The organism is Baekduia sp. (genome assembly GCF_035685985.1).
Lineage (GTDB): Bacteria > Actinomycetota > Thermoleophilia > Solirubrobacterales > Solirubrobacteraceae > Baekduia.
Map to the genome: position 1 here is coordinate 16053 of NZ_DASRZV010000037.1, position 24984 is coordinate 41036.

Annotated in this window: 38 protein-coding genes and 1 pseudogene; 2 read left to right on the forward strand and 37 right to left on the reverse strand. The window is 70.6% G+C overall.

Annotation, left to right across the window (positions count from 1 at the left end; all coding sequences use genetic code 11):
- Window positions 1–28 precede the first annotated feature (28 nt).
- Both VFG42_RS24880 and VFG42_RS24885 read right to left on the reverse strand, forming a co-directional pair.
- A complete protein-coding gene (locus tag VFG42_RS24880; protein ID WP_324911545.1) occupies window positions 29–1288 on the reverse strand; it encodes a hypothetical protein in 1260 nt (419 codons plus the stop codon).
- Window positions 1289–1398: 110 nt separating this feature from the next.
- Window positions 1399–2661, reverse strand: a complete 1263-nt coding sequence (locus VFG42_RS24885; RefSeq protein WP_324911546.1) for a patatin-like phospholipase family protein — start codon at window positions 2659–2661, stop codon at window positions 1399–1401.
- A gap of 70 nt (window positions 2662–2731) precedes the next feature.
- Between VFG42_RS24885 and dacB the strand changes: the two genes are divergently transcribed.
- Window positions 2732–3928, forward strand: a complete 1197-nt coding sequence (gene dacB, locus VFG42_RS24890; protein WP_324911547.1) for a D-alanyl-D-alanine carboxypeptidase/D-alanyl-D-alanine endopeptidase — start codon at window positions 2732–2734, stop codon at window positions 3926–3928.
- Here dacB and VFG42_RS24895 read toward each other — a convergent pair.
- Together VFG42_RS24895 and surE are read right to left on the reverse strand one after the other, a co-directional pair.
- On the reverse strand, window positions 3902–4327 hold the full coding sequence (locus VFG42_RS24895; RefSeq protein ID WP_324911548.1) for an N-acetyltransferase: 426 nt from the start codon (window positions 4325–4327) through the stop codon (window positions 3902–3904). The two genes, dacB and VFG42_RS24895, sit on opposite strands and share 27 nt — an antisense overlap.
- Before the next feature lie 88 nt (window positions 4328–4415).
- The gene (surE, locus tag VFG42_RS24900; protein ID WP_324911549.1) at window positions 4416–5237 is read right to left on the reverse strand and encodes a 5'/3'-nucleotidase SurE; all 822 of its coding nucleotides are present in this window, start codon (window positions 5235–5237) and stop codon (window positions 4416–4418) included.
- A gap of 118 nt (window positions 5238–5355) precedes the next feature.
- Between surE and VFG42_RS24905 the strand changes: the two genes are divergently transcribed.
- Window positions 5356–5499: a hypothetical protein gene (locus tag VFG42_RS24905; RefSeq protein ID WP_324911550.1), complete on the forward strand. Its 144-nt coding sequence runs from the start codon at window positions 5356–5358 to the stop codon at window positions 5497–5499.
- Here the strand turns inward: VFG42_RS24905 and truA are convergent.
- The 33 genes and pseudogenes from truA to rplC form a co-directional block, all read right to left on the reverse strand.
- Complete coding sequence (gene truA, locus VFG42_RS24910; protein ID WP_324911795.1) at window positions 5496–6242, reverse strand: tRNA pseudouridine(38-40) synthase TruA; 747 nt, start codon at window positions 6240–6242, stop codon at window positions 5496–5498. The genes VFG42_RS24905 and truA overlap by 4 nt on opposite strands.
- Window positions 6239–6898, reverse strand: a complete 660-nt coding sequence (locus VFG42_RS24915; RefSeq protein ID WP_324911551.1) for a Bax inhibitor-1/YccA family protein — start codon at window positions 6896–6898, stop codon at window positions 6239–6241. Before VFG42_RS24915 ends, truA begins: the two co-directional genes overlap by 4 nt.
- Window positions 6899–6995: 97 nt before the next feature.
- A complete protein-coding gene (locus VFG42_RS24920) occupies window positions 6996–7445 on the reverse strand; it encodes a hypothetical protein (protein WP_324911552.1) in 450 nt (149 codons plus the stop codon).
- Between the two features lie 186 nt (window positions 7446–7631).
- On the reverse strand, window positions 7632–7985 hold the full coding sequence (rplQ, locus tag VFG42_RS24925) for a 50S ribosomal protein L17 (RefSeq protein WP_324911553.1): 354 nt from the start codon (window positions 7983–7985) through the stop codon (window positions 7632–7634).
- A gap of 19 nt (window positions 7986–8004) precedes the next feature.
- Window positions 8005–8979 (reverse strand): DNA-directed RNA polymerase subunit alpha, encoded by a 975-nt coding sequence (locus VFG42_RS24930; RefSeq protein WP_324911554.1) that lies wholly within the window; start codon window positions 8977–8979, stop codon window positions 8005–8007.
- A gap of 116 nt (window positions 8980–9095) precedes the next feature.
- Window positions 9096–9716, reverse strand: coding sequence for a 30S ribosomal protein S4 (gene rpsD / locus VFG42_RS24935; RefSeq protein WP_324911555.1), 621 nt, complete (start codon window positions 9714–9716; stop codon window positions 9096–9098).
- Between the two features lie 15 nt (window positions 9717–9731).
- Window positions 9732–10127, reverse strand: a complete 396-nt coding sequence (gene rpsK / locus VFG42_RS24940) for a 30S ribosomal protein S11 (protein ID WP_027005645.1) — start codon at window positions 10125–10127, stop codon at window positions 9732–9734.
- Window positions 10128–10130: 3 nt separating this feature from the next.
- A complete protein-coding gene (gene rpsM, locus VFG42_RS24945; protein WP_324911556.1) occupies window positions 10131–10508 on the reverse strand; it encodes a 30S ribosomal protein S13 in 378 nt (125 codons plus the stop codon).
- A 7-nt stretch (window positions 10509–10515) separates the two neighbouring features.
- Window positions 10516–10629 carry a 50S ribosomal protein L36 gene (gene rpmJ / locus VFG42_RS24950; protein WP_037400725.1) on the reverse strand — a complete coding sequence of 38 codons (114 nt, stop codon included), beginning with the start codon at window positions 10627–10629 and terminating at the stop codon, window positions 10516–10518.
- A 191-nt stretch (window positions 10630–10820) separates the two neighbouring features.
- A complete protein-coding gene (gene map / locus VFG42_RS24955; protein ID WP_324911557.1) occupies window positions 10821–11588 on the reverse strand; it encodes a type I methionyl aminopeptidase in 768 nt (255 codons plus the stop codon).
- Window positions 11589–11613: 25 nt separating this feature from the next.
- Window positions 11614–12279 (reverse strand): adenylate kinase, encoded by a 666-nt coding sequence (locus tag VFG42_RS24960; protein WP_349260460.1) that lies wholly within the window; start codon window positions 12277–12279, stop codon window positions 11614–11616.
- 76 nt (window positions 12280–12355) lie between these two features.
- Complete coding sequence (gene secY / locus VFG42_RS24965; protein ID WP_324911559.1) at window positions 12356–13633, reverse strand: preprotein translocase subunit SecY; 1278 nt, start codon at window positions 13631–13633, stop codon at window positions 12356–12358.
- Between the two features lie 117 nt (window positions 13634–13750).
- The gene (locus VFG42_RS24970) at window positions 13751–15259 is read right to left on the reverse strand and encodes a calcium-binding protein (RefSeq protein ID WP_324911560.1); all 1509 of its coding nucleotides are present in this window, start codon (window positions 15257–15259) and stop codon (window positions 13751–13753) included.
- A 148-nt stretch (window positions 15260–15407) separates the two neighbouring features.
- Entirely contained in the window at window positions 15408–15926 is a 519-nt protein-coding gene (rplO, locus tag VFG42_RS24975) for a 50S ribosomal protein L15 (protein WP_349260456.1), read from the reverse strand.
- Window positions 15927–15930: 4 nt separating this feature from the next.
- On the reverse strand, window positions 15931–16116 hold the full coding sequence (gene rpmD, locus VFG42_RS24980; protein ID WP_324911561.1) for a 50S ribosomal protein L30: 186 nt from the start codon (window positions 16114–16116) through the stop codon (window positions 15931–15933).
- Window positions 16116–16769: a 30S ribosomal protein S5 gene (gene rpsE, locus VFG42_RS24985; RefSeq protein WP_349260457.1), complete on the reverse strand. Its 654-nt coding sequence runs from the start codon at window positions 16767–16769 to the stop codon at window positions 16116–16118. Before rpsE ends, rpmD begins: the two co-directional genes overlap by 1 nt.
- Window positions 16766–17119, reverse strand: coding sequence for a 50S ribosomal protein L18 (gene rplR, locus VFG42_RS24990; RefSeq protein ID WP_324911562.1), 354 nt, complete (start codon window positions 17117–17119; stop codon window positions 16766–16768). Before rplR ends, rpsE begins: the two co-directional genes overlap by 4 nt.
- Window positions 17116–17649 carry a 50S ribosomal protein L6 gene (gene rplF / locus VFG42_RS24995; RefSeq protein WP_324911563.1) on the reverse strand — a complete coding sequence of 178 codons (534 nt, stop codon included), beginning with the start codon at window positions 17647–17649 and terminating at the stop codon, window positions 17116–17118. Before rplF ends, rplR begins: the two co-directional genes overlap by 4 nt.
- Before the next feature lie 7 nt (window positions 17650–17656).
- Entirely contained in the window at window positions 17657–18058 is a 402-nt protein-coding gene (gene rpsH / locus VFG42_RS25000) for a 30S ribosomal protein S8 (RefSeq protein WP_349260458.1), read from the reverse strand.
- A 13-nt stretch (window positions 18059–18071) separates the two neighbouring features.
- Window positions 18072–18257 (reverse strand): type Z 30S ribosomal protein S14, encoded by a 186-nt coding sequence (locus VFG42_RS25005; RefSeq protein ID WP_324911565.1) that lies wholly within the window; start codon window positions 18255–18257, stop codon window positions 18072–18074.
- 4 nt (window positions 18258–18261) lie between these two features.
- Entirely contained in the window at window positions 18262–18864 is a 603-nt protein-coding gene (rplE, locus tag VFG42_RS25010; protein ID WP_324911566.1) for a 50S ribosomal protein L5, read from the reverse strand.
- 14 nt (window positions 18865–18878) lie between these two features.
- Entirely contained in the window at window positions 18879–19199 is a 321-nt protein-coding gene (rplX, locus tag VFG42_RS25015) for a 50S ribosomal protein L24 (RefSeq protein WP_324911567.1), read from the reverse strand.
- 3 nt (window positions 19200–19202) lie between these two features.
- Window positions 19203–19571 (reverse strand): 50S ribosomal protein L14, encoded by a 369-nt coding sequence (gene rplN, locus VFG42_RS25020; RefSeq protein WP_324911569.1) that lies wholly within the window; start codon window positions 19569–19571, stop codon window positions 19203–19205.
- Window positions 19568–19828 carry a 30S ribosomal protein S17 gene (rpsQ, locus tag VFG42_RS25025; RefSeq protein WP_349260461.1) on the reverse strand — a complete coding sequence of 87 codons (261 nt, stop codon included), beginning with the start codon at window positions 19826–19828 and terminating at the stop codon, window positions 19568–19570. Before rpsQ ends, rplN begins: the two co-directional genes overlap by 4 nt.
- Window positions 19829–20169: 341 nt before the next feature.
- The gene (rpmC, locus tag VFG42_RS25030; RefSeq protein ID WP_324911570.1) at window positions 20170–20367 is read right to left on the reverse strand and encodes a 50S ribosomal protein L29; all 198 of its coding nucleotides are present in this window, start codon (window positions 20365–20367) and stop codon (window positions 20170–20172) included.
- The gene (rplP, locus tag VFG42_RS25035; protein WP_324911571.1) at window positions 20367–20783 is read right to left on the reverse strand and encodes a 50S ribosomal protein L16; all 417 of its coding nucleotides are present in this window, start codon (window positions 20781–20783) and stop codon (window positions 20367–20369) included. The genes rpmC and rplP overlap by 1 nt, the downstream gene beginning before the upstream one ends.
- The gene (rpsC, locus tag VFG42_RS25040; RefSeq protein WP_349260459.1) at window positions 20784–21662 is read right to left on the reverse strand and encodes a 30S ribosomal protein S3; all 879 of its coding nucleotides are present in this window, start codon (window positions 21660–21662) and stop codon (window positions 20784–20786) included.
- A 4-nt stretch (window positions 21663–21666) separates the two neighbouring features.
- A pseudogene (gene rplV, locus VFG42_RS25045) lies at window positions 21667–21996 on the reverse strand (50S ribosomal protein L22); the annotation flags it as partial.
- Window positions 21997–22286: 290 nt separating this feature from the next.
- Complete coding sequence (gene rpsS / locus VFG42_RS25050; RefSeq protein WP_324911572.1) at window positions 22287–22559, reverse strand: 30S ribosomal protein S19; 273 nt, start codon at window positions 22557–22559, stop codon at window positions 22287–22289.
- 17 nt (window positions 22560–22576) lie between these two features.
- Window positions 22577–23419, reverse strand: a complete 843-nt coding sequence (gene rplB / locus VFG42_RS25055) for a 50S ribosomal protein L2 (RefSeq protein WP_324911573.1) — start codon at window positions 23417–23419, stop codon at window positions 22577–22579.
- Between the two features lie 4 nt (window positions 23420–23423).
- Window positions 23424–23726: a 50S ribosomal protein L23 gene (gene rplW, locus VFG42_RS25060; RefSeq protein WP_324911574.1), complete on the reverse strand. Its 303-nt coding sequence runs from the start codon at window positions 23724–23726 to the stop codon at window positions 23424–23426.
- Window positions 23726–24373: a 50S ribosomal protein L4 gene (gene rplD, locus VFG42_RS25065; RefSeq protein ID WP_324911575.1), complete on the reverse strand. Its 648-nt coding sequence runs from the start codon at window positions 24371–24373 to the stop codon at window positions 23726–23728. The genes rplW and rplD overlap by 1 nt, the downstream gene beginning before the upstream one ends.
- Window positions 24366–24983 carry a 50S ribosomal protein L3 gene (gene rplC / locus VFG42_RS25070; RefSeq protein ID WP_324911576.1) on the reverse strand — a complete coding sequence of 206 codons (618 nt, stop codon included), beginning with the start codon at window positions 24981–24983 and terminating at the stop codon, window positions 24366–24368. Before rplC ends, rplD begins: the two co-directional genes overlap by 8 nt.
- Window position 24984: the final 1 nt, after the last annotated feature.

Below are 24984 nucleotides of genomic sequence, written 5' to 3' on the forward strand. Positions count from 1 at the left end.
CCGCACCGGACGCCACAACAGCGAAGCCTCAGCGCTTCCGCGCCCCCACCTTGACCGTCCGCGACACGCCCGAGACGTGCGCGCCACCGTCGTGCGGCAGCCCCACCGCCCGGATCGAGATCGCCGTCCGGCGCGCACGGAGCGTCACGGAGTACCGCCCGTCCGCCCCCACGTGCCCGCGCTTCAGCGGCAGCCACTTCGCGCCGCTCGACGACGCCCGCTGCAACGCGACGACGCTCTTCGGCGTCGCCGGGATCATGCGCCCGCGTACGATCACGCGCCCGTCCGCGCGGCGCGTCAGCGAGGTGATCCCGGTCCGTGCCGCGCTGCGGATCGCGACGGGCGTCGAGAAGAACGGCGGCAGCCCGTCGACGACGACCAGCGCGCGGGTCGTGGTCGTCACGGCCGGCAGCGAGAACGAGTACTCGCCCTTGCTGTTGGACTTCAGCGCGTTGCCGGTGTCGGCGAAGGGCGTCGAGAACGGGAAGGGCGTCGTCTGCAGCTTGACCGTCACGCCCGAGAGCTTCGACCCGCTGAGCTTGCCGCTCAGCGTCACGCCGCGTCCGTAGACCACGGGGTCGACGGAGGCCGTGAGCGTCGCCGACGTCGCGGTCGTCGCCGCCGTGAACGTGCGCGTCGAGCCGCGGGACGTGCCCACCGAGTTGGTGGCCACGACGCGGTAGTAGTACTTCTTGCCCGCCGTGAGCCCGCCGATCGGCGTGCGCACCGTCGTCGACTTCGTCGACGCGGCCAACGACCCCGTCGGCGTCACCGTGCCCAGGCGCGACGAGGTCCCCCACTCCCACCGGTACGTCGTCGCCGCGCCGTGCGGGTTGACCGCCGCGCTCAGCGTCGCCGCCGTGGTCCCGACGTCGCTGACGGCGCCCGTCGAGGCCGCGGGCGCCGTCACCGTCGCCGCGGTCCTGAACGTCGCGTCGGCCCCGTTGACCGTCCCGCCGTCGCTCGTGGCCACCACGCGGAAGTGGTAGGTCGTGTTCGGCGTCAGGCCTTGGACCGGGATCTCGACGGTGACCGGATCGCTCCCGCCGCCGGCGTCCTTGGACGACGACTGCAGCCCGTAGGCCGCCGACGTCCCGAGGTCGAAGCGCACCGACGTCGCCGACCCGCGCGGCGTGACGGTCGCGACCAGCGTCGCGTCGGTCCGGCCGACGTCCTTGGCCGAGCCGGTGCTCGCCTGCGGCGGATCGGCGGCGCGCGCCACGGAGGCCGTCACCGAGGCGACGACGAGCAGCGCGAGCGCGGTGAGCAAAGCGAAGGTTCGCGGCATCTCGCCGCAAAGAAAACGGGGCGAACAGCGAAGTTGCGCTACGCCGTCGAGACGACCTACGCCCCGCCGTCCCCGCTCTGCCGCAGCAAGGTCCCGGTCGTCGAGACGACCTACGCCCCGCCGTCTCCCGACTGCCGCAGCAAGGTCCCGGTCGTCTGCTCCAGGATCTTGCGCCACGCGCCGGTCTTCTCCTGCTCGGCCGCGAAGTGCTTGACGACCTTGCGCACGCGCGTCGCCGAGATCTGGATGCCGTGGCGCTCGCAGACCTCGCGCAGCCCCTCGTAGTCGGACGCGAGCTTCAGCGTCACCGACTGGAAGCCGTGGCGGGCGATGTCCACGCGCTTGGTGAAGTTCATGATCGACGTCTGGAACATCAGCTCGTCGTTGGGGTCGGGCTCGATGAGCACGATGTCGACGCCCGGGTAGCGCTCCTCCCACTGCTTGGCCATCTCGTGAAGGCGCTGGTAGGCCATCAGCTTGAACGCCTGGTAGCCGATCTGCGGCAGGCCCATGTCGCTCACGTGCCGCGGGCGCGAGCCGAACAGCCCGCTCACGCGCTCGTTGAACTCGTTGACGTAGGGCACCAGCGGGTTGACGACCACGATGAACTTCGCGCCCGCCTCGACGGCGATGTCGAGGTTCGTCGTGGAGACGATCCCGCCGTCGATCAGCTCGCGGTCGCGGACGCGGACCGGCTTGTAGACCATCGGCAGCGCCGTCGACGCGCGCACCGCGGTCGAGATCGGCACGTCGTCCCAGTCGTTGGCGCCGAACACGATCCGCTCGCACGTGTCGAGGTCGGTCGCCGCCAGGTACAGCTCGGGCTCCAGCAGGCGGAAGTCGTCGGTGCGGTCGGGATCGCTCAACACGGTCCGCATGTAGGACTCGAGGCCGGACCCCGAATACACGCCGGACGGCAGCCCCTCGGCCAGCCCCAGCGCGAAGTCCATCACCGACACCTGCCCGATCTGCGGCGCCAGCTCGCGCAGGACGCTGACCGCCTTCCACGGCAGCGCGACGCCCTTGCGGACGTACTCCTTCAGGTTCGGCCGCAGCAGCTGCCCGAGGTCGATGTCGCGAAACGGCGTCGGCACCTGCTGGTTGACGACCCGCATCATCTCCTCGGGCGTCACGCCGTTGGCCGTCAGCGCGGCGACGAACGACCCGGCGGAGGTCCCGACGTAGACGTCGAACTGGTTGACGGTGCGGTTGACCGACAGGAGGTCGAGGGCCCGCAGCGCGCCGATCTCGTACACGCCGCCGGTGAAGCCGCCGCCTCCCAGCACCAGCGCGGTCTTGGACCGCCGCGGCCTGCGCCGCCGGGGCGCACCCTTTGGCGCCGCCGTGGGTTGGAGCTTGACGACCTTGCCCATCTTGAGACAAATGGTACCCAGGCGTCCGGAGCAACGAGCCACCCGGACGGCCAGCTACCCTCGCCCATCGATGTCCTCGCGCCGCGCCCTCCTGCTCGCGCTCGCCGTCGTCCTCGCCTGGCCGGCCGCCGCCCAGGCGGTCAGCCCCGCCGGCCTGCGCTCGACCCTCAACACGCTGCACCACCGGCTCGGCTCTGCCGCCGGGGCCTATGTCGTCGACCTCTCCGACGGCGCCGTGCTCTACTCGAGCCGGCCGACGCTCGCGCTCGCGCCCGCGTCCAACGAGAAGCTGTTCGTGACCGCGACCGCGCTGCTGCGCTTCGGCGCCTCCGGCACGCTGACGACCCGCGTGCAGCCGACGCCGGGCGCGACCGTCGCCAACGGCGTCCTGGACGGCGACCTCTACCTCGTCGGCGGCGGCGACCCGACGCTCGACGACGCCGGCCTCGGCACGCTGGCCGACACGCTCGCCGGCGCCGGCGTGACCAAGATCGACGGCGGCGTGATCGGCGACGAGTCGTTCTTCGACGCGCTGCGCGGCGGCCCGGACTCCCGCTACCGGTACGACTCCGACCTCGGCGGCTTCCTCGGCGGCCTGGCCTTCGACCACGGCCGCGCGAGCTCCGCGACCCGCGCCGCCACCAAGCTCGCCGCGCTGCTGAAGGCGCGCAAGGTCACCTACAAGCGCAAGCCGCGCGCGGGCAGGCTCCCCGCGGGCGGCGGCGACGACCAGGCGCTGGCCACGCTGGCCTCGCCCACGGTCGGCGCGCTGATCCAGCGCACGAACGTCCCGTCGGAGAACTACTACGCCGAGATGCTGACCAAGGCGCTCGGCGCGACCTACGGCGCGAGCGGCTCCACGACCGCCGGCCTGTCGGTCATCCGCGCGCAGATGGCGACGCTCGGCGTCCACCCGAAGATGATCGACGGCTCCGGCCTCTCGCACTCCAACCGCACCACCGCCCAGCAGCTCGTCCGGCTCCTGCAGCGCATGGACGGCCAGGACTCCGCGGCGACCTGGCGCGCCTCGCTGCCGATCGCGGGCCGGACCGGCACGCTGCGGTCGCGCATGCGCGGCACCGCCGCCGCGGGCCGCTGCGCCGCCAAGACCGGGACGCTCATCGGCGTCAGCGCGCTGAGCGGCTACTGCACGACGACCGGCGGGCGCGCCGTCGCGTTCTCGTTCGTCGAGAACAAGGTCTGCAACTACTGCGCCAAGGCGGTCGAGGACCGGATGGTCTCAGCCATCGCCCGGCTCGACGGCTAGGACGTCCAGCATCAGCACCTGCTGCGGGCCGCTGCGCCCGCCGAGGTACAGCCCGATGCCCGCCTCGACGAAGCCCGCCCGGCGATACAGCGCGATCGCGGGCGGGTTGTCGGTGTTGACGGTCAGCGCCACGAACCGGCGCCTCGGGAACCGCGCGCGGACGTAGGCGGGCAGCTGCGCCATCGCGGCGGTGCCGACGCCCTGGCCCTGGGCGCGGAGGTCGATCGCCAGCGCGCGCAACCCGATGATGTCGGTCGCCGCCGGCGCGCCCGGGACGCTGCGGGTGTCGAGCTGGAAGAAGCCGACGACGGCCCCGTCGCGCAGGATCGCCACCGACTCGCGCGCGGTGTCGCGGTCGCCGCCGGCCATCGACTGCGCGGGGATCCCGCCGAAGCGCACCTGGTCGGGCGCGACCTGGATCGCCTCGACGCCCGGGCGCAGCGCGTCGTCCAGCGGGGCCAGCGTGACGATCCCGATCGCGGTCGTCCTACTCGACCTCCTGGGCGGCCGGCGCCAGGAGCCGGTCCAGGTCGGCCAGCGAGAGCGGGCCGATGCCGTCGTGGTAGGTGAGGTCGAGGTGCATCGGCGTCACCGCGATCTTCCCTGCCGCGACCGCGGTGAGGTCGGTGCCGGGTTCGTGCTCGAACGTCGGCTCGGCGGTGTACAGGTGGTAGGTGCGCCGCGGCCCCTCGATCTCGCCGACCGGGGTCAGCTCGTCGCGGTAGACGCGCTTGCCCAGCCGCGCGACCTCGACGCCGTGCGGGACGCCCGACGGGACGTTGATGTTCAACAACGTCGAGGGCGGCAGCGGCACGGCCTCCAGCTCCTCGACGACGCGCGTGACGAACTTGGCCGCGTGCTCGAAGTCGAACCGCTCGCCGCCGAGGAAGTCGACCTCGCCACTGGCCGACTGCTGCGAGACCGCGATCGCCGGCAGGCCGAACAGCAGGCCCTCCATCGCGGCGGCGACCGTGCCCGAGTAGGTCACGTCGTCGCCGAGGTTGCCGCCGTGGTTGATGCCCGAGACGACGACGTCGGGCTGCCAGTCGGCGCCGAGCAGGCCGTGCCAAGCCAGGCGCACGCAGTCGACCGGCGTCCCGTCGGTGGCGAAGCCGCGGGTGCCGTCGTCGAACGTGCGCTCCTCGACGGCCAGCGCGCGGCGGATCGTGATCCCGCGGCCGACCGCCGAGCGGTTGCCGTCCGGCGCGACGACCCCGAGGTCGATCCCGTCGAGGCTCAGCAGCTCGCGCCGCAGCCGCTGCAGGCCGTCGGCGTCGATCCCGTCGTCGTTGGTGAGGAGGACACGCATCGCCGATCGAGTCTAGGGATGCCTTGTTTGGCGGTGGCCGCGGTCCGGGAACCCCATCAGTCGTAGGGGTTGAGGAGTCCCTTTATCCGTCCGTCCGACAAGGAGTGGTTTCTTCTCCATGCTGTGGCTCATCCTGGGCATCGTCCTGCTGGTGATCGCGATCGCCGGGGGCGTCATCATCCACCCGATCCTGTTCGTGATCGCCATCCTGGCGCTGATCATGTTCCTGAACGGGTACCGCGGTCGCGGCGCCGCGCTCTAGCCCGTGGCGCTGGTTCTTCCGTAGCCCACGCTTGCGAAGTAGAGCCCGTGCGGAGGCGCGGTCGGCCCCGCCTCCGCACGCGGGCGCCCTTCGAGGAGCGCCCGAAAGCCGTCGAGCGACCGCCGGCCGCCCGCCACCTGGAGCATCGTCCCGATCAGCACGCGGTTCATGTGCCGCATGAACGCGTCGGCGGTGATCCAGAACTCCAGGCGCTCGTCGTCGGGCGCCTCCACCCATCGCGCTTCGAGCACGTCGCGCTCGAAGCGCACGTGGTCGGTGATCGTCGGCGTGAACGCGGTGAAGTCGTGCGTGCCGACCAGCGCCGCCGCGCAGGCGTGCAGCGCGTCGCGGTCGATCGCGTGCGGCCAGTGCAGCGCGCGGCGCCCGTCGAACGCGCTGCGCGGCCGCCGGGTGAGGATCCTGTAGCAGTAGGTCCGCGAGACCGCGTCGCGGCGCGCGTCGAAGCCGTCGGGCGCGGGCTCGGACGCGAGCACCGCGACATCGGCGGGCAGCAGCGCGTTGAGGCCCTCCAGCGGCGCGGGGTCGCCGTCGTGCGAGGCGACCTGCGCGAGCGCGTGGACGCCGCGATCGGTGCGGCCGGCGACGGTCAGGTCGACGCGGGCGCCGCCGCGCAGCGTGGCCAGCGCGTCCTCCAACTCGCCCTGGACGGTCCGCAGGCCGGGCTGACGCGCCCAGCCCGCGAAGTCCGTGCCGTCGTACTCGACGGTGAGCCGTGCGGTCAGTTGCGCCCGCCGAAGAGGTTCAGCAGCGAGAGGAAGATGTTCACGATCGAGACGAAGATCCCGGTCGCCAGCCAGATGACGTCGTCCTCGGTCGCGTGGCGGCGCAGGTAGTTGAAGTCCACGACCAAAAACGCGGCCGAGATCGCCAGCACCGCGAGGCTGAACAGCGGGCTGCCGCCCGAGCCGAACAGGAGCAGCAGCAGGCCGATGGCCAGGAGGCCGAGCATCGCGAAGCTCAGCGGGCGGATCCAGCGCGCGAGGTCCTTCGACGTCGCCAGGCCGTAGGCGCCCATGCCCAGCGTGATGATCGCGGTGCCGCCGGCGGCCTGGGTGACCGCGACCGGGTCGGCCTGCACGTAGAAGTCGAGCACCGGCCCCAGGCTGAGGCCGAGGATCAGCGCGAAGCCGAACAGCCACGTGATGCCCAGAGCACCCGTGCGCAGCGGCTGCACGAACGACTGCGCCAGCACCATGCCCAGCGCGACGAAGCTCAGGACGCGCGCGGTGCCCAGCGCCAGGTCGCGGCCGACGAGCGAGCCGACCGCCAGGAACGCGATCGCCACCCCCACCAGGAACATCGTCTGACCGAAGATGGTCGCGGTGCTCGTCCGGGCCGGTGCCCGGGTGCCGGCGTAGCTGCCGTAGAGATCGCTCATGGCGAGAGCCTACCGTCCGGGCCCGCGCGGGCTCCAGGCTCCGGGAGGACGCGCTCGGCCGCCGCCCCCGACGCCGAGCGGCGCGAGCGCCGAGCGCTCAGGACGGCGGCAGGTGGGTCTCGGTCGCCACGAAGCCCTGCAGCGTGCGCAGCCGCATGCGCAGCTCGTCGCGCGCGGGCGTGTCCTCGTACTCCAGGCTCCAGGCGATGACGCGCCGCAGCGCGCCGAAGAAGAACTCGAGCTGGCACTCCGGCGGCGGGCTGGAGTGGTGGTGCTTCCAGGCGGCGATGAGCATGTCGACCCACTGGCCGCGGTCGCGCCGGCGCACGCTCAGCTCGGCGCCCCGCTCCGAGGAGTCGTTGACGACCGCCCGCGCCAGCGCGGGCTGGGCGAGCGCCCGCTCCACGAGGTCGGTCGTCGCCGCGGCGATCCCGTCCTTCCACGTGCGCTCGCGCACGACCAGCAGCTCGAACCGCGCCCGCATCGCGGCGGAGGCCTCGAGCGAGGCGCCCGCGGAGGGACCCCCCTCCACCATCTCGACCATCATGGACCCACTCCCCTTACGACGACCCTTACGACGATAGGTCCGGAAACTACGACGTCCCCCTGCCAAACGTCAAGAGGGACTTCCCTGCCCCATATGCTCGGGGGCGGGACGGGAGGCGGCGGCCGTCAACGACGACGGGCGCCCCGGAGGGCGCCCGTCGGAAGGCGAAGCGGTGTCGCGTGCGAGCTAGACCAGCTCGATGAACACCATCTCGGTCGCGTCGGAGCGACGCGGGCCGAGCTTGAGGATGCGCGTGTAGCCGCCGGGGCGGTCCGTGTAGCGCGGCGCGACCTCCTCGAACAGGGTGTGGACGGTGAACTTGTCCTGGCCCAGGATCGAGAGCGCCTGACGGCGCGCGTGGAGGTCGCCCTTCTTGGCGAGCGTGATCAGCTGCTCGACCTCGGGCTTGACGGCCTTGGCCTTGGCCTCGGTCGTCTTGATCCGCTCGTGCTGGATGATCTCCTTGCACAGGTTGGCCAGCAGGGCCTTCCGGTGCGCGCTGTCGCGCGAGAGCTTGTGACGGGTCTTCTGGTGACGCATGGCTCTACCGATTCTCTCTTTAGTCGTCGCGCAGCGCGAGCCCACGCGCGTGCAGCGTCTCGATGACCTCGTCGATGGACTTCTTGCCGAAGTTCGGGATCGCGGCCAGCTCGCCCTCGGACTTGCTGATGAGGTCGCCGACGGTCTGGATCCCGGCCCGCTTGAGGCAGTTGTAGGAGCGGACGCCCAGCTCGAGCTCCTCGATGAGGATGTCGTGCATCGGGCCCTGCGAGGTCGCCCCCGCGCCGTTGACGCCCGGGACCTGGCCGGCGTCCAGCGCGCCGCCCGGACCGGCCCGCAGCTCCTCGATGCGGTCGGCGTCGGTGAAGATCGCCAGCTGCGAGATCAGGATCTCGGCGGCCTCGCGCAGCGCGGCCTGCGGGTCGATCGAGCCGTCGGTCTCGATGTCGAGCGTCAGCTTGTCGTAGTCCGTGCGCTGGCCGACACGCGCCTGCTCGACGGCGTAGGCGACGCGGCGGACCGGCGAGAAGATCGAGTCGATCGGGATGACGCCGATCGGCTGGTCGGGCGACTTGTTCTCCTCGGCCGGGCGGTAGCCGCGGCCGCGGCCGATCGTCATGTACATCTCGAGCTTGGTCTTCTTCTCGAGCGTGGCGATGTGGACGTCCGGGTTGAGGATCTCGACGCCCGCGGGCAGGTCGATGTCCTTGGCCGTGATCTCGCCCGGGCCGGTGACGACCAGCGGGGCCTCGATCTCGGTCGCATCGCTGTGCATGCGGCAGACGATGCCCTTGAGGTTCAGGACGATGTCGGTGACGTCCTCCGTGACGCCCTTGATCGTCGAGAACTCATGGGCGACGCCCTCGATGCGCACGCTGGTCACCGCGGCGCCCGCCAGCGACGACAGCAGCACGCGACGGAGCGAGTTGCCGAAGGTGTAGCCGAAGCCACGATCGAGGGGCTCGATGACGAACGAGCCGCGATGCTCCTCGACGGATTCGCTGGTGATGCGAGGGATCTGGAAGTCGAGCACTGGGAGGTCCTGGTTCTTGTTCGTGGTGCCCGGCGCGGAGTGGGGAGGTCGCCGGGCCTCTCGCGCGGCCCTCCCGCGCTGTGAGCTGTTGGAGGGCGCGCGTGGTCGGTCTGGTCCTACTTGGAGTACAGCTCGACGATGAGCTGCTCCTGCACCGGCGTCGTGATCTCACGACGATCGGGCTTGCGCAGCACCTTCGCCGTCAGGCCGTCGTGATCGGCCTGCAGCCACGCCGGGACCTGAGCCGTGAGCTCGGTCGCGTCGCGGATGATGGCCTCGGCGCCGGTCCCGACCTTGACGGCCAGGACGTCGCCCTCGCGGACCTGGTAGCTGGGGATGTCGACGCGGCGGCCGTTGATCGTCCAGTGACCGTGGCGGATCATCTGGCGCGCCTGACGGCGCGACGCGGCGAAGCCGAGCCGGACGACGACGTTGTCCAGACGCGACTCGAGCAGCGTCAGCAGGTTCTCGCCCGTGATGCCGGGCTGGCGCGACGCCTTCTCGTAGTAGCGCGAGAACTGCTTCTCGAGCACGCCGTAGTAGCGCTTGGCCTTCTGCTTCTCACGCAGCTGGACGCGGTACTCGGACTGCTTCTGGCGGCCACGGCCGTGGTCGCCGGGCGGGTACGCGCGACGCTCGACGCCGCACTTGTCGGTGAGGCAGCGCTCGCCCTTCAGGAAGAGCTTCTGCCCTTCGCGGCGGCACTGCTTGCACTGGGGGCTGGTGTCACGAGCCATTGCTTCTGAGACTTCCTAGACGCGGCGCCGCTTGCGGGGGCGGCAACCGTTGTGGGCCTGCGGGGTCACGTCCTTGACGCCCGTCACCTCGAGGCCGGCGGCCTGGAGCGAGCGGATCGCGGTCTCACGGCCGGAGCCGGGACCCTTCACGAACACCTCGACCTTCTGAAGGCCCTGCTCGATGCCCTTGCGGGCAGCGGCGTCGGCCGTGACCTGCGCGGCGAACGGGGTCGACTTGCGGGAGCCCTTGAAGCCGGCACCGCCGGCGGACTCCCACGCGATCACGTTGCCCTCGCGGTCCGTGAGGGAGACGATCGTGTTGTTGAACGAGGTCTTGATGTGGGCCTGGCCGACCGGAATGTTCTTCTTCGGCTTGCGGCGGCCACGCTGCGGGCGCTTGGGAGCAGGCATCGACTACTTCTTGACCTTCTTCTTGCCGGCGATCGACATGCGCTTCGGGCCCTTGCGCGTGCGAGCGTTGGTCTTCGTGTTCTGCCCCCGGACCGGCAGACCGCGACGGTGGCGCAGTCCCCGGTAGCACCCGATCTCCATCAGGCGCTTGATGTTCTGCGAGCGCTCACGGCGCAGGTCGCCCTCGACCGTCAGCTGGTCGATGGCGTCGCGAAGCTTGGTGACCTCGTCCTCGGTCAGGTCGCGGACGTAGGTGTCGGGATGGATCCCGGCGTCGCTCAAGAGCTTGTTCGACGTCGAGCGGCCGATGCCGTAGATGTAGGTCAGACCGACCTCGACGCGCTTGTTGAGGGGCACGTTGACCCCGGCGATTCGAGCCATGGGTCCGTTACCCCTGACGCTGCTTGTGGCGGGGGTTCTGGCAGATGACGAGCACCGCGCCGTGGCGACGGATGATCTTGCACTTCTCGCACATCGGCTTCACCGACGGTCGTACCTTCATGGTCCCTTTCCAAGAGTTTGGCCCGGTGACGCGCTCTGGCCGCCGCAAGGGCTGCCGCTGCTACGTCACGGATGGCGCGCACGCAGGGGCAGTGCGCACGCGCGGACGATTGACGATAGCAAAGGCGCCGTGGTGCCGTCTGGTAGCGAACGAATGGCGCGGTTCGAGCCTGGGTCGACGAGATCGACCATCTAGAGGCCGTCTTCGCCCTCGTGCCACGGGTTCATGATCCGCGGCCCGTCCTCGGTCACCGCGATCGTGAACTCGAAGTGCGCGGCCAGCGACCCGTCCTGGGAGTAGATCGCCCAGCCGTCGTCGCCCATCCGGACCATGTGGCGCCCGGCGGTGGTCATCGGTTCGACGGCCAGCACCATCCCCGGCTCCAGCAGCGGGCCGGTGCCCGCGTTGCCGTAGTTGGGGATCTGCGGGTCCTCGTGCATGTCACGCCCGATGCCGTGGCCGACCAGCGAGCGGACGACCGACAGCCCCGCGCCCTCGACGGTCTGCTGCACCGCGTGCGAGACGTCGCCGAGGTGATTGCCCGGGCGGCACTGTTGCACGGCGTCGAACAGCGACTGGCGCGTGACCTCCAGCAGCTTGCCCGCCACCGGCGTGACCGGGCCGACCGGGAAGGTGACGGCGCCGTCGGCGACCCACCCGTTCTTGGTGACCCCGATGTCGATCGAGATCACGTCGCCGGCGCCCAGCCGGTACGGGCCGGGGATGCCGTGGACGACCATCGCGTTGGGCGACGCGCAGATCGACCCGGTGAAGCCGCGGTAGCCCTTGAACGACGGGACCGCTCCCTGCGAGCGGATGTGCTCCTCGGCGACCGCGTCCAGCTCGGCGGTCGAGACGCCCTCGCGGATCTGGCCGGCGACGAGCTTCATCGTCGCCGCGTGGATGGCCCCCGCGGCGGCCATCTTCTCGATCTCGGCGGGGGACTTCTTGATGATCACGGCCTAGAGGCTACGCAGCGCGCCTCTAGATCGCGTCCTCGAGGCGCAGCGTGGCGATCGTGGCGCGGACGTGGTCGTGGACCTCGGTCGGCGTCCGCGAGCCGTCGAAGCGGCGCAGCAGGTCGCGGCCCTCGTAGTAGTCCACCAGCGGCTCGGTCTGCTCGTGGTAGGTCACGAGCCGCTTCTTGATGACCTCGGGCTTGTCGTCGTCGCGCTGGATCAGCTTCGAGCCGTCCTGGTCGCAGACGCCCTCGTGCTTGGGCGGGTCGAAGTCCACGTGGTACGTGTGGTGGTTCTTCGCGCACTCGCGGCGGCCCGACAGCCGGCGGACGACCTCCTCGTCGGGCACGTCGATCAGCAGCACCGCGGTGATCTTGCGGCCGACCTTCCCCAGGGCCTCCCCCAGCGCGTCGGCCTGCGCGATCGTGCGCGGGAAGCCGTCGAGCAGGAAGCCGTCGGCGGCGTCGGCGGACTGCAGCGCCTCCAGCAGCACGCCGATGATCAGCTCGTCGGGGACGAGCTTGCCGTCGTCCATGAAGGCCTTGGCCTGCTTGCCGAGGTCGGTGCCGTCGGCGACGGCCGCGCGGAGGATGTTGCCGGTCGCGAAGTAGGGCAGGCCGAAGTCCTGCTGGATCCGCTCCGCCTGGGTGCCCTTTCCGGCACCGGGCGGCCCGACCAGGATGAGGTTCAGTTCAGACACGGATGCGCTCACGGGCTCGCTGCGGGCCGGCGCATCGAGGCCGCCGGTCCCTGGGAGGTCGGGCATCCTACTTGAGGAAGCCTTCGTAGTTGCGCATCATCAGCTGGGCCTCGAGCTGCTTCATCGTGTCGAGGGCCACGCCGATCACGATCAGCAGCGACGTGCCGCCGAACTGGAACGACTGCGTGGCGCCCGTGACCGCGATGACGATCGTCGGCAGCGCGGCGACCGCCGCGAGGTACAGCGCGCCCGGGAACGTGAGCCGGGCGAGGATGCGGTCCAGGAACTCGGCGGTCGGCCGACCGGGCCGCACGCCGGGGATGAACCCGCCGTACTTCTTCAGGTTCTCGGCCTGGTCCACGGGGTTGAACGTCACCGCCGTGTAGAAGTACGTGAAGAGGATGATGAAGATCGCCTCGCCGATGACGTAGGGCGCCCTCCCCGGGTTGAGGAAGTTCGCGACGTCATGCGTGAAGGGCGTGTTGATCAGCTGGCCGACCGTCGGCGGGAACGCCATGATCGACGCGGCGAAGATGACCGGGATGACGCCCGCCATGTTCACGCGCAGCGGCAGGTAGGTCTGCCCGCCGCCGCTCATCCGGCGGCCGATGACGCGCTTGGCGTACTGCACCGGGATCCGGCGCTGGCCCTCCTGGATGAACACGATCGCGCAGACGACGGCCAGCGCGAGGAACGGCATCATCACGACGAAGACGTGGTCGGGGTTGTTCCACCACGACGAGATGCCGGCGGGCAGGCGCGCCACGATCGACGCGAAGATCATCAGCGAGATGCCGTTGCCGATGCCGCGCTGCGTGATCAGCTCGCCCATCCACATCAGCAGGATCGTGCCCGCCGTGAGCGACATGACGATCAGGAAGACGTGCGGCGTGTCGAACTGGCTGATGATCTTCTCGCCCGTCGACGGCGCCAGCGACTTGAAGAGGAACACGTAGCCGATCGACTGCGCGAACGCCAGGCCGACCGTGAGGTAGCGCGTGTACTGCGTGATGCGCTGCTGGCCGACCTCGCCCTCCTTCTGGAGCTTCTCCAGCGAGGGCACCACGACCGTCAGCAGCTGCAGGATGATCGACGCCGTGATGTAGGGCATGATCCCCAGCGCGAACAGCGCGATCCGGCTCAGCCCACCGCCGCTGAAGGTGTTCAGCAGGTTGAGGATGCCACCGCCGCCGAACGACTCCTGGGCGTCCTTGACCGCCTGGACGTTGACGCCGGGAACCGGGATGTGGGAGCCGAGGCGGTAGAGGGCGAGAAGCAGCGCCGTGAAGGCGAGCTTCTTGCGGATCTCCGCGACGGTGAACGCGCTCAGGATCGTGGACAGCATGAGAGATCGCGAAGGGTACTCGACTCCCGCTCGCCGGAGCCCGCCCGGCGTTGCCGGAGCGTCAACGCTCCCGCGCGGGCCGGACGGGCATCCGATCGAGGACGGGCCGAGGGGCTTCTAGCCGACCTTGATCGTCTTCGTCAGCTGCTTGCTCTTGGCGCCCTTGGACGACGGCGTCCAGCGGACCAGAAGCCGGTAGGTGCCCTTGCGCACGAGGCGGCGCTGCTTGGCGTTGCGGGCGCGCAGGGAGACGGAGACGGTGCCCGCCGCCTTGGCCGTCGCGCCGCCGGTCGCGGCGGTGCCGCCCTTGCCGGCCTTGCCGCGGGCGAGCGTCAACGCGATCTTGCCGCGGCCGGGCGCGGTGACCTTCAGCGTGCGGCCGGCCTTCTTGAGCGCGCGCGCCGAGAGCGTCTTGGGCAGCGAGACCGAGAGCTTGCTCGACTTGCCCCCCGGCTTCTGGCCCGGGGTCTTGCCGCCGTCCGGCTTCGGGTTCGAGACGACGCCGCGGTCGACGTTCTCGCAGTCGGGCGCGATCACGTCGATGGGATCCGCGACGACCGTGTCGGTGCCCGGACCGCAGGTGACCGTGTCGACCTCGCCGTCGCGGACGTAGATCGTGTCGTTGCCGTAGATCGGGCGGCACTCCAGGAAGTTGCAGCCGTCGACGGCGTCGGCGTTGATCGTGTCGCGCCCCGGGCCGCCGGTGATCGTGTCGTGGCCGTAGCCGCCGATCAGCGTGTCGTCGCCGGCGCCGCCGTCGATGACGTCGTCGTAGTCGAAGCCGGTCAGCGTGTCGTTGCCCGGCCCGCCGATCAGGCGCGACGGCGCGGCGAGCGTGTGGAAGACCTTGAGGTCCGAGCCGCCCGGCCCGGCGGTCATGTCGGCGGCCACGAGCAGGTGGACGACCTCGACGCCGATGATCTCGTCGCCCTCGCCCGGACGGCCGTCGTCGGCGCCGCCGGCGTCGAGCGTGATGTGCACCGGACGCTGCGACGTCCCGTCGTTGTACTCGTACTCGCTGAGCGTGTCGCGGCCGGGGCCGCCGTCGATGACGTCGGCCGACAGCGACGCGCCCGGATCGCCCGACAGCGTGTCGTCGCCGTCGCCGCCGCGCACGACGTCGCGGCCCGCGCCGCCCTCGAGGTTGTCGCGGCCCGCGCCACCGTCGAGGGTGTCGTCGCCGTCGCCGCCCTTGAGCGTGTCGTCGCCGTCGCCGCCGGCGAACGTGTCGGCCTCCGCCCCGCCCTCGAGGCGGTCGTTGCCCGCGCCGCCGTCGACGGCGATCGGGACCGCCGCGCGCCAGTTGGAGCCGACGCGGAACACGTCGTCGCCGTCGTTGAGCTCGACGCGGACGGCGGCGGACGGGGCGCAGCGGACGATCGTCGGGAAGTCGGGGCCGGCGCCCTCGCAGCCGGACGCGGCGATCGTGATCGGCTGGGAGTCGTTGAAGGCGAACTCGGGGCTCTCGTCGTTGACGAACAGGTCGTTGGCCTCGCCGGGCGCGGCGCGGAACACCAGCGTGTCGCCTTCGCGCGTCAGCGTGCCGGCCGAGGCGGAGGCGGCGGGGAGCAGAACCGCGAGCGCGGTGGCGCCGAGCAGCAGCGGGCGCATGGGGAGTCGGGTCATGCCACCAGGGTCGAGGGCCGATGCCCAGGTGGCATCGGGGGGTTGCCTAGTAACCCTTGAGACGGCACCCCGGAACGACCGAGGGCCCCGGAAACCGGGGCCCTCGGCGTGAAGCGAAGACGCGCGCGGGCGCGCCGAGCTGCGTGGGCTACTTGGACTCGACCACGACCACGGTCCCGCCGGCGGCCTCGATGGCCTCCTTGGCGGACGCGGAGAACTTGTGCGCGTGGACGGTCAGCGGCTTGGAGATCGAGCCCTTGGCCAGGATCTTGACCGGGACGTCGTCCTTCTTGGCCAGGCCGGAGGTCTTCAGGGCCTCCAGCGTGACCTCCGCACCGGAGTCGAAGCGGCGCTCCAGGTCCTGCACGTTCACGCCCTGCGTGTACGTGCGGAACATCTCGAACGGCATCGACTTCTTCATGTGCGGGCCGCGCAGCTTGCGCATCCGCATGTGGATCGGCATCTGGCCGCCCTCGAACCGCGCGCGGTCCTTGGCGCCGGAGCGCGAGCCATAGCCCTTCTGGCCGCGGCCAGAGGTCTTGCCCAGGCCGGAGCCCTCGCCGCGGCCGACGCGCTTGCGCGCCTTCCGCGAGCCGGGGGCCGGCTTCAGGTTGTGGAGCCCGATCGCCTCGGCGCCGGTCTCCTCGGTCTTCTTCTCGTCGGCCATGTGGCTAAGCCTCCTCGACCTTGATCAGGTGGCGGACGCGATGGAGCATCCCGCGGGACTGCTCGTTGTCCACGACCTCGACCGTCTGGCCGATCTTGCGCAGCCCCAGCGAGCGCAGCGTGTCGAGCTGGCGCTGGTTGGAGCCGTTCTTGCTCTTGATCTGGGTGATGGAGATGGTCTTGTCGGCCATCACTCGCTCGCCTCCTCGGCGGGCGCCTCGGCCTCCTCGGCCGGGGCCTCCTCGGTGGCGACCGCGACGGCGCCCTCCTCGGCCTCGGCCTCGAACGCCTCGAGCGTCTCGCCCGCGGGCGCCTCGTTGCTGAGGCCCAGGACCTCGGCGATCGACAGGCCGCGGATCGCCGCGACCTCCTCCGGCGTGCGGAGGTCCTGGAGGCCGGCCAGGGTGGCCTTGACCAGGTTGATCGGGTTCTGGGTGCCCAGCGACTTGCTCAGGATGTCGTGGATGCCCGCGAGCTCCAGGACCGCGCGCACGCCGCCGCCGGCGATGACGCCCGTACCGGGCGAGGCCGGCTTGAGCAGCACGTGGCCGGAGCCGAAGACGCCCTCGACCTGATGCGTGATCGTCGAGCCGTGCTTGGGCACGCGGAACAGGTTCTTCTTGGCCTGCTCGACGCCCTTCTGGATGGCGATCGGGACCTCGTTGGCCTTGCCGTAGCCGATGCCGACGACCGACTGCTCGTCACCCACGACGACCAGCGCCGTGAACGAGAAGCGCCGGCCGCCCTTGACGACCTTGGCGACGCGGTTGATCTCGACGACCCGCTCCTGCAGGTCGAGGCCGACCGGCGAGACGACGCGATCGGCGAAGCTGTCGTGCCTCATACGGTGAGCCCTCCCTCGCGGACGCCGTCGGCGAAGGCCTTCACGCGCCCGTGGTACTGGTAGCCGCCGCGATCGAACACGGCGGACTCGACGCCGGCGGCCTTCGCGCGCTGCGCGAGAAGCTCGCCGGCCTTGCTGCTCTGCTCGGACTTCCCGAGGTCGCGCAGCTCCGGCTCGGTCCACTGGACCGCGACGATCGTCTTGCCGGCGACGTCGTCGACCAGCTGCGCGAAGATGCCGCGGTTGGACCGGCGCACCGAGATGCGGGGGCGCTCGGCCGTGCCCGTGACCTTCGCGCGGACGCGACGGCGGCGCTTGAGGCGGCGCTTTTCGGGGGTGCTGATGCTCATGCTCGCTTACCGACCTTGCGGGCGACGTACTCGCCCTCGTAGCGGATGCCCTTGCCCTTGTAGGGCTCCGGCGGCCGCTGCTTGCGGATGTTGGCGGCGATCTCGCCGACCAGCTGCTTGTTGATGCCCTTGACGATCACTCGCGTGGGCTGCGGGACCTCGAACTCGATCCCGTCCGGCGCCTTGATCGACACCGGGTGGGAGTAGCCGAGGGCCAGCTCCAGGTCCTTGCCCTTGAGCGCGGCGCGGTAGCCGACGCCCTGGATCTCAAGCGTCTTGACGTACCCGTCGGTCACGCCGACCACCATGTTGGCGATCAGCGAGCGCGACAGCCCGTGCAGCGCACGGTGCTCGCCACGGTCCGTCGGGCGGGACACGGTCAGCGTGTCGCCGTCCTGCTGCACCGTGATGTCGCGGTGGATGCGCTCGACGAGCTCGCCCTTCGGACCGTTGACACGGACCGACTCGGGCTCGATGGAGACGGTGACCCCGGCGGGGACCGGGATGGGCTTGCGTCCGATACGGCTCATGTCAACCTCACCAGACCTTTGCCACGACTTCGCCGCCGATGCCGCGGCGACGGGCCTCGTGGCCGGTCATGACGCCCTGGGACGTCGAGACGATGGCGGTGCCCATGCCGCCGAGCACCTTGGGGATGCCGGTGGCGGGCACGTAGTAGCGCTGGCCCGGACGCGACGCGCGCTGCAGCCCCGACACGACGGACTTGCGGTCCTCCGTGTACTTGAGCTGGATGCGGATCAGCGAGCCGGGGTGGTCGCTGTTCGGCGCCTCGGTCTCCCACGCCTCGATGTAACCCTGCTCGGCGAGGATGCGGGTCATCTCGCGCTTGAGCTTCGAAGCGGGGATCTCGACGACGTCGTGCTGAGCACGGATCGCGTTGCGGATCCGCGTCAGGTAGTCGGCGACAGGATCGGTCATCGACATATCGGACCTACCAGCTCGACTTGGTCATGCCGGGGATGAAGCCGTTGTGCGCGAGCTCGCGCAGGCAGATGCGGCACACGCCGAACTTGCGGTACACGGCGCGCGAACGGCCGCACCGGCGGCAGCGGGTGTACTCCCGCGTCTTGTACTTGGACCCGCGCTGCTGGCGGACCACCTGGGACGTCTTGGCCACGGGTCTAGCTCTCCTGGTTGCCGTCGGCGTTCACGTACGGGTTGCCCTCACGGCTGAAGGGCATGCCAAAGGCCTCGAGCAAGGCATAGGTTTCAGCACTCGATTGCGCGGTCGTGGTGATCGCGATGTCGAGGCCACGCACCTGATCGATGGCGTCGTAGTCGATCTCGGGGAAGATGATCTGCTCGCGCAGGCCCATCGAGTACCCGCCGCGCCCGTCGAAGGACGTCGGCTTGAGCCCGCGGAAGTCCCGGACGCGCGGAAGCGAGACCGAGATCAGGCGGTCGAGGAACTCGTAGGCACGATCGCCGCGCAGCGTGACGCTGACGCCGACGGGCATGCCCTCGCGGACCTTGAACTGGGCGATGGACTTGCGGGCGCGCCGGATCGACGGCTTCTGGCCGGCGATCGTCGCGAGCTGCTCCGCCGCTGCGTCGAGAAGCTTCGAGTCCTGCTTGGCGTCACCGACGCCCATGTTCAGGGTGATCTTCACGAGCTTCGGCGCCTGCATGTAGCTCGAGTAGCCGAAGCGCTGGATCAGCGCGGGACGGATCTCCTCGAGGTACTGCGTCTTGAAGCGTGCGGTCTGGGTTGCTGCGGCTTCCATGGTTCTCGGCTGCCTTAGTCGAACTTCGTCCCGGACCCACGGGCGACGCGGTTGCGGTTGCCGTCCTCGCGGACGACACCGACGCGGGTGCCCTTCTTGGTCTTGGGATCCAGAAGCTGGACGTTGGAGATGTGGATGGGGCCTTCGCGCTCGATCACGCCCGCCTCGATCTGGGGGGCGTTGGGGAGCGGGCGCTGGTGGCGCTTGACGATGTTGACGCCCTCGACGTAGACCCGCTCCTTCTTGGGGTCCACGCGGAGCACCTTGCCGGTCTTGCCGCGGTCCTTGCCGCTGATGACGACGACCTCGTCGTCGCGACGGATCTTCAGAGCCATGGCTTAGAGCACCTCCGGCGCGAGCGAGATGATCTTCATGTAGTTGCGGTCGCGCAGCTCGCGGGCCACCGGCCCGAAGATGCGCGTGCCGCGCGGGTTGCCGGCGGCGTCGATGATCACGGCCGCGTTCTCGTCGAAGGCGATGTACGTGCCGTCCTCACGGCCGAACTCCTTCTTCGTGCGAACGACGACGGCCTTGACGACCTCGCCCTTCTTGACCGTGCCCTGCGGGTTGGCGGTCTTGACCGTGGCGGTGATCACGTCGCCGACGTGCGCGTAGCGGCGCTTGCTGCCGCCCTGCACGCGGATGACGAGGATCTCGCGGGCGCCGGTGTTGTCGGCGACCTTGAGGCGGGATTCGTTCTGGATCACTTGGCACGCTCCAGCACTTCGACGAGGCGCCAGCGCTTGGTGGCGCTGAGCGGGCGGGACTCGATGATGCGCACGACGTCGCCGATGTTGGCGTCGTTGGTCTCGTCGTGGGCGTGGAGCGTCGTCGAGCTGCGCACGATCTTCTGGTACCGGCGGTGACGACGGGCCACGTCGATGCGGACCGTGATCGTCTTGTCGGCCTTGTTCGAGGTCACCGTGCCCAGGCGCTCCTTGGGGGAGCCGGGGCCGTGCTCGATCGGCGACACCGTCTTGGCGGGGCCGGCCTCGCCGCGCTTCTCGTTGCGCTTGGCGCGCGCGTTGGCGCGGTAGCGCGAGCGAGCGGCGGCCTTGGCCTTGCGGGCCTCGGCGCGCTCCTCCGGCGTCGCGCCGCGGCGCAGGCCGCGACGGGCGCGGGCAGCGGCCTTGCGCTCCTTGGGGGTCTGGGGGGCGACCGGCTCGGCGGCGGCCTCGGGCTCGGCGGCAGCCTCGGCCGCCTCCGTCTCCGGAGCCTCAGGGGCAGCGGTCGTCTCCTCCGCCGCGTCGGCGGCGGGGGCGACCTGCTCTTCGGTCGTGTCGGGGGTCTCGTCAGCCATGGCTACTAGTTGATGTCCAGCCCGCGCTGGCGGGCGATCGTCAGGGCGCGAGCGAGGTCGCGCTTGCCGGTCTTGAGGCCGGCGGTGTTCTCCAGCTCGCCGGTGGCGTGCTGGAACCGCAGGCCGAAGAGGTCGCGGCGCACCGTCTTGATGTGGTCGACGAGCTCGTCGTCGTGCAGCTCGCGGATGTCCTTGGCGTCCATCAGGCCTGATCCTCCGCGGTCACGATCTTGGTCCGAACGGGCAGCTTCATCCCGGCCAGGCGCAGGGCCTCGCGGGCGAGGGGCTCCGGCACGCCGGCCAGCTCGAACATGACGCGGCCCGGCTTGACGACGGCGACCCAGCCCTCCGGCGAGCCCTTGCCGGAGCCCATGCGGGTCTCGGCGGGCTTCTTGGTGTAGGACTTGTCCGGGTAGACGTTGATCCAGACCTTGCCGCCACGCTTGATCTTGCGCGTCATCGCGATACGAGCGGCTTCGATCTGGCGGTTCGTCAGCCAGCCGGCGTCGAGCGACTTGATGCCGAACTCGCCGAACTGGACCGTGGTCTGCCCGCGCGAGAACCCGGGCTTGCGCCCACGGTGCTGCTTGCGGTGCTTGACGCGCTTGGGGGAGAGCATCTAGCGACCCCCTCCGTACCCGCCGCCGCCACGCGGACCGCCGCCCTGGCCGCCGCGGCCACCGCCGCCGCGACCACCGCGACCGCCGGGGCCGCCCGGACCACCGGGACCGCCACCGCGACCGCCGCGCCCGCGGCCACCGCCGCGCCCGTCACGGTCGTTGCGGCCACGGCCGCCGCGGCGATCCTCGCCACGGTCCATGCCGGCCGCCTGCGGGGCCTCGATCTCGGTCAGGTCGGACCCGCCGTAGCCCTCGGGCATGATCTCGCCCTTGTTGATCCACACCTTGCAGCCGATGCGGCCGAAGGTCGTGCGGGCCTCGTAGAAGCCGTAGTCGATGTCGGCGCGCAGCGTGTGCAGCGGGACGCGGCCGTCGGAGTACATCTCCGTGCGCGCCATCTCCGAGCCGCCGAGGCGGCCGCCGACCTGGATCTTGCAGCCCTTGGCGCCCGAGCGCATCGCGCTCGTCAGGGCGCGCTTCATCGCGCGGCGGAAGGCGACGCGGTTCTGCAGCTGCTCGGCGATCGACTGGGCGACGAGCTTGGCGTCCAGCTCGGGCCGCTTGATCTCCAGGATGTTCACCTTGATCTGCTTCTTGGTGATCTTGTGCAGATCGCGGCGCAGCGCGTCGACCTCGGACCCGGACTTGCCGATCACGATGCCCGGACGCGCGGTGTGGATGTTGACCTCCACCTCGTTGGCGTCCTTGCGGATCGTGATGTCCGACAGGCCGGCGTGCGCCAGCTTGTTGGTGATGTGGTTGCGGATGGCGACGTCCTCGGCCAGGTAGTCGCTGAAGTCACGCTCGGTGAACCAGTTCGACTTCCAGTCGTGGATGTAGCCCACGCGCATGGACTCGGGGTGAACCTTCTGTCCCATGCTCTTACTGCTCCTTCGGCGTGAGCGCGATCGACAGGTGCGAGGTGCGCTTGCGGATGCGCGAAGCGCGGCCCATGGCACGCGGGCGGAAGCGCTTGAGGGTCGGGCCCTCGTCGGCGGTGATGGACAAGATGCGCAGGTCGTCGCCGAGCAGCTCGTGGTTGTGCTCGGCGTTGGCGACGGCGGAGTTCAGGAGCTTCTCCCAGTCCTCCGCGACGGCGCGGGGCGTGTGCGCGAGGATCGCGCGGGCCTCGGTGACCGACTTGCCGCGCACGTGGTCGGCGACCAGCCGCGCCTTGCGGGCGGAGGTGCGCACGTACTTGGCCTGGGCCTTGACGACCGGGCGGCCGTTGGCCGACGGCGCCGGCTTGGCGGCGGGCTTGGCCTTCTCGGCCGGGGGCTCCTCGGCCTTCGGCTCGGCGGGCTTCTTCGCACGCGAGCGCTTGGGCTTCTCCTCGGCGACGGGCTCCTCGGCGGCCTCCTCCTCGGCGGCCTCCGTCTCCGGAGCCTCCTCGGCGGCAGCCTCGGCCTCGGTGGCCTCGGCCTCCGGCTCGACGGGCGTCTCCTCGAGCGTCGTCTCGTCGACGACCTCGGTCTCCGGCTCGTTCTTCTCGTCGGCCGGGGTCATCGCTTCTTCCCGGTGTCGACGTGGCCGCGGTAGGTGCGCGTCGGCGCGAACTCGCCGAGCTTGTGGCCGACCATCGACTCGCTCACGAAGACCGGCACGTGCTTGCGCCCGTCGTGGACGGCGATGGTGTGGCCCACCATCTCGGGGAAGATCGTCGACGTCCGCGACCAGGTGCGGAGCATCTGCTTGGTGTTGGACTCGTTCATCTTCTCGATGCGCGTCATCAGACGCTCCTCGACGAACGGGCCCTTCTTGGATGAACGGCTCATCGCTGCTTCCTAACCCTCTACCGCTTGCCCTTGCCGCGCTTGCGGGCGCGGACGATGTAGCGGTCGGACGTCTTGTTCTTCTTGCGGGTGCGGTACCCGAGCGTCGGCACGCCCCACGGCGTGACCGGGTGACGGCCGGGCGTCGTGGAGCCCTCGCCGCCGCCGTGCGGGTGGTCGACCGGGTTCATGGCCGTGCCTCGCGTCTGCGGGCGCACGCCCATGTGACGCTTGCGGCCGGCCTTGCCGATCTTGACGTTCTGGTGATCGGCGTTGCCGATGACGCCCACGGTCGCGCGGCACTCGGCGCGGACCATGCGCATCTCGCCGGACGGCAGGCGCAGCGTCGCGTAGTCGCCGTCCTTCGCCATCAGCTGGATCGAGACGCCGGCCGAACGGCCCATCTGGCCGCCGCGCCCGGGCTGGAGCTCGACGTTGTGGACGACCGTGCCCGTCGGCATGTTGGCCAGCGGGAGGCAGTTGCCCACGGCGATCTCCGCCTCCGGGCCGCTCATCACCGTCTGGCCGACCTGCATCCGGGCCGGAGCCAGGATGTAGGACTTGACGCCGTCGGCGTAGTGCAGCAGCGCGATGTAGGCGGTGCGGTTGGGGTCGTACTCGATCGCGGCGACCTTGGCCGGGATGCCGTCGCGACGGCGCTTGAAGTCGACCTTGCGGTACAGGCGCTTGGCCCCGCCGCCGCGATGGCGGGAGGTCTTGCGCCCGTTGGCGTTGCGGCCGCCGGACTTCTTCAGGCCCTCGACGAGGGTGCGCTCGGGCTCGGTCTTCGTGATCTCCGCGAAGTCCGGGTAGGAGACGAAGCGGAGGCCCGGGGACGTGGGCTTGGGCTTGCGGATGGGCATCGAACTACGACTCCTCGAGGCCCTCGAGGCCCTGGAAGATCGGGATGGACTGACCCGGCGCCACCTGCACGATCGCCTTCTTCCACGAGCGCGTGCGCCCGATGGACTGGCCACGGCGCTTCGGCTTGGACTTCACCGACATCGTGCGCACCTCGACGACGTTCACCTCGAAGAGGGACTCGATCGCCTGGCGGATCTGCGTCTTGTGGGCGTTCGGGTGGACCCGGAACGTGTACTTGTCGGCCGCGGCGAGCACGTAGCTCTTCTCGCTGACGACCGGGCGGATGATCACCTGGCTGGCGTCCATCAGGCGTTCGCCTCCTCGGCGGTCTTCTTCTCGCCCTTGGCGCGCGCGGTGAGCTCCTCCAGCGCGGCCTCGGACACCAGGACGTTGGCGGCTCCGACCAGGTCGGCGACGCCGACGGCGGTCGTCGGCAGCACGCCGCGGACGTGACCCAGGTTGCGGAACGACAGCGCCGCCTGCTCCTCGGCCTCGGACAGGACGACCAGCAGCGAGCCGGCCGCGCCCCAGTCGGAGAGGAGCTTGGCGGCCGCCTTGGTCGACGGCGTGTCGAAGGCCTTCACGTCGAAGACGGCGATCGAGCCACGCTCGGCGTGGATCGACAGCGCGCTGCGGAACGCGGCGCGCTTCTCCTTGCGGTTGACCTTGAACGTGTAGTGGCGCGGCTTGGGCCCGAAGACCGTGCCGCCGCCCGTCCACACCGGCGAGCGGGACGAGCCGGCGCGGGCGCGGCCCGTGCCCTTCTGGCGCCACGGCTTGGCGCCGCCGCCGCTGACCTCGCCGCGGGTCTTGGTGGACGACGTGCCCTGACGGCGCGCGGCCAGCTCGGCGCGCACCGACTCGTGGACGAGCGGGCCGTTGAAGGCGGCGCCGAAGGCGACGTCGTCGAGGGTGACGTCGGCGCCACCGCCGAGGTTCTTGGCGCTAGGCATCGGTGCGGACCTCCACGAAGCCGTTCTTGGGACCGGGGACCGAGCCGCGGACGATCAGCAGGTTGTCGCCAGCGTCGATGCGGACGATCTCCAGGCCCTTCTGGGTGATGCGCTTGTTGCCCATCTGCCCCGGGCCGCGGATGCCCTTCATCACGCGGGCGGGCCAGGCGGACGCGCCGATCGATCCGGGGGCGCGCACGTTGTGCGAGCCGTGGGACTTCGGGCCGCGCTTGAAGTTGTGGCGCTTGATCGTGCCCTGGAAGCCCTTGCCCTTGGACGTGCCGGCGATCTTGACGTGCTGGCCGACCTCGAAGGCCTCGACGGTGACCGTGTCACCGACCGTCAGCTCGCCCGCCTCGTCGCGGAACTCCACGAGGTGGCGCATCGGCGGCGCGGACGCCTTCTTGAGGTGGCCGAGCTCGGCCTTGGACAGGTGCTTCTCCTTGGACGCGCCGAACGCGAGCTGGACGGCCTCGTAGCCGTCGCGCTCGTTGGTCCGGATCGCGGTCACGGGACACGGACCGGCCTCGAGGACCGTGACGCGCTCGACGCGGCCGTCCTCCAGGAACAGCTGCGTCATCCCGAGCTTCTTGGCGAGGATGGCGGGCATG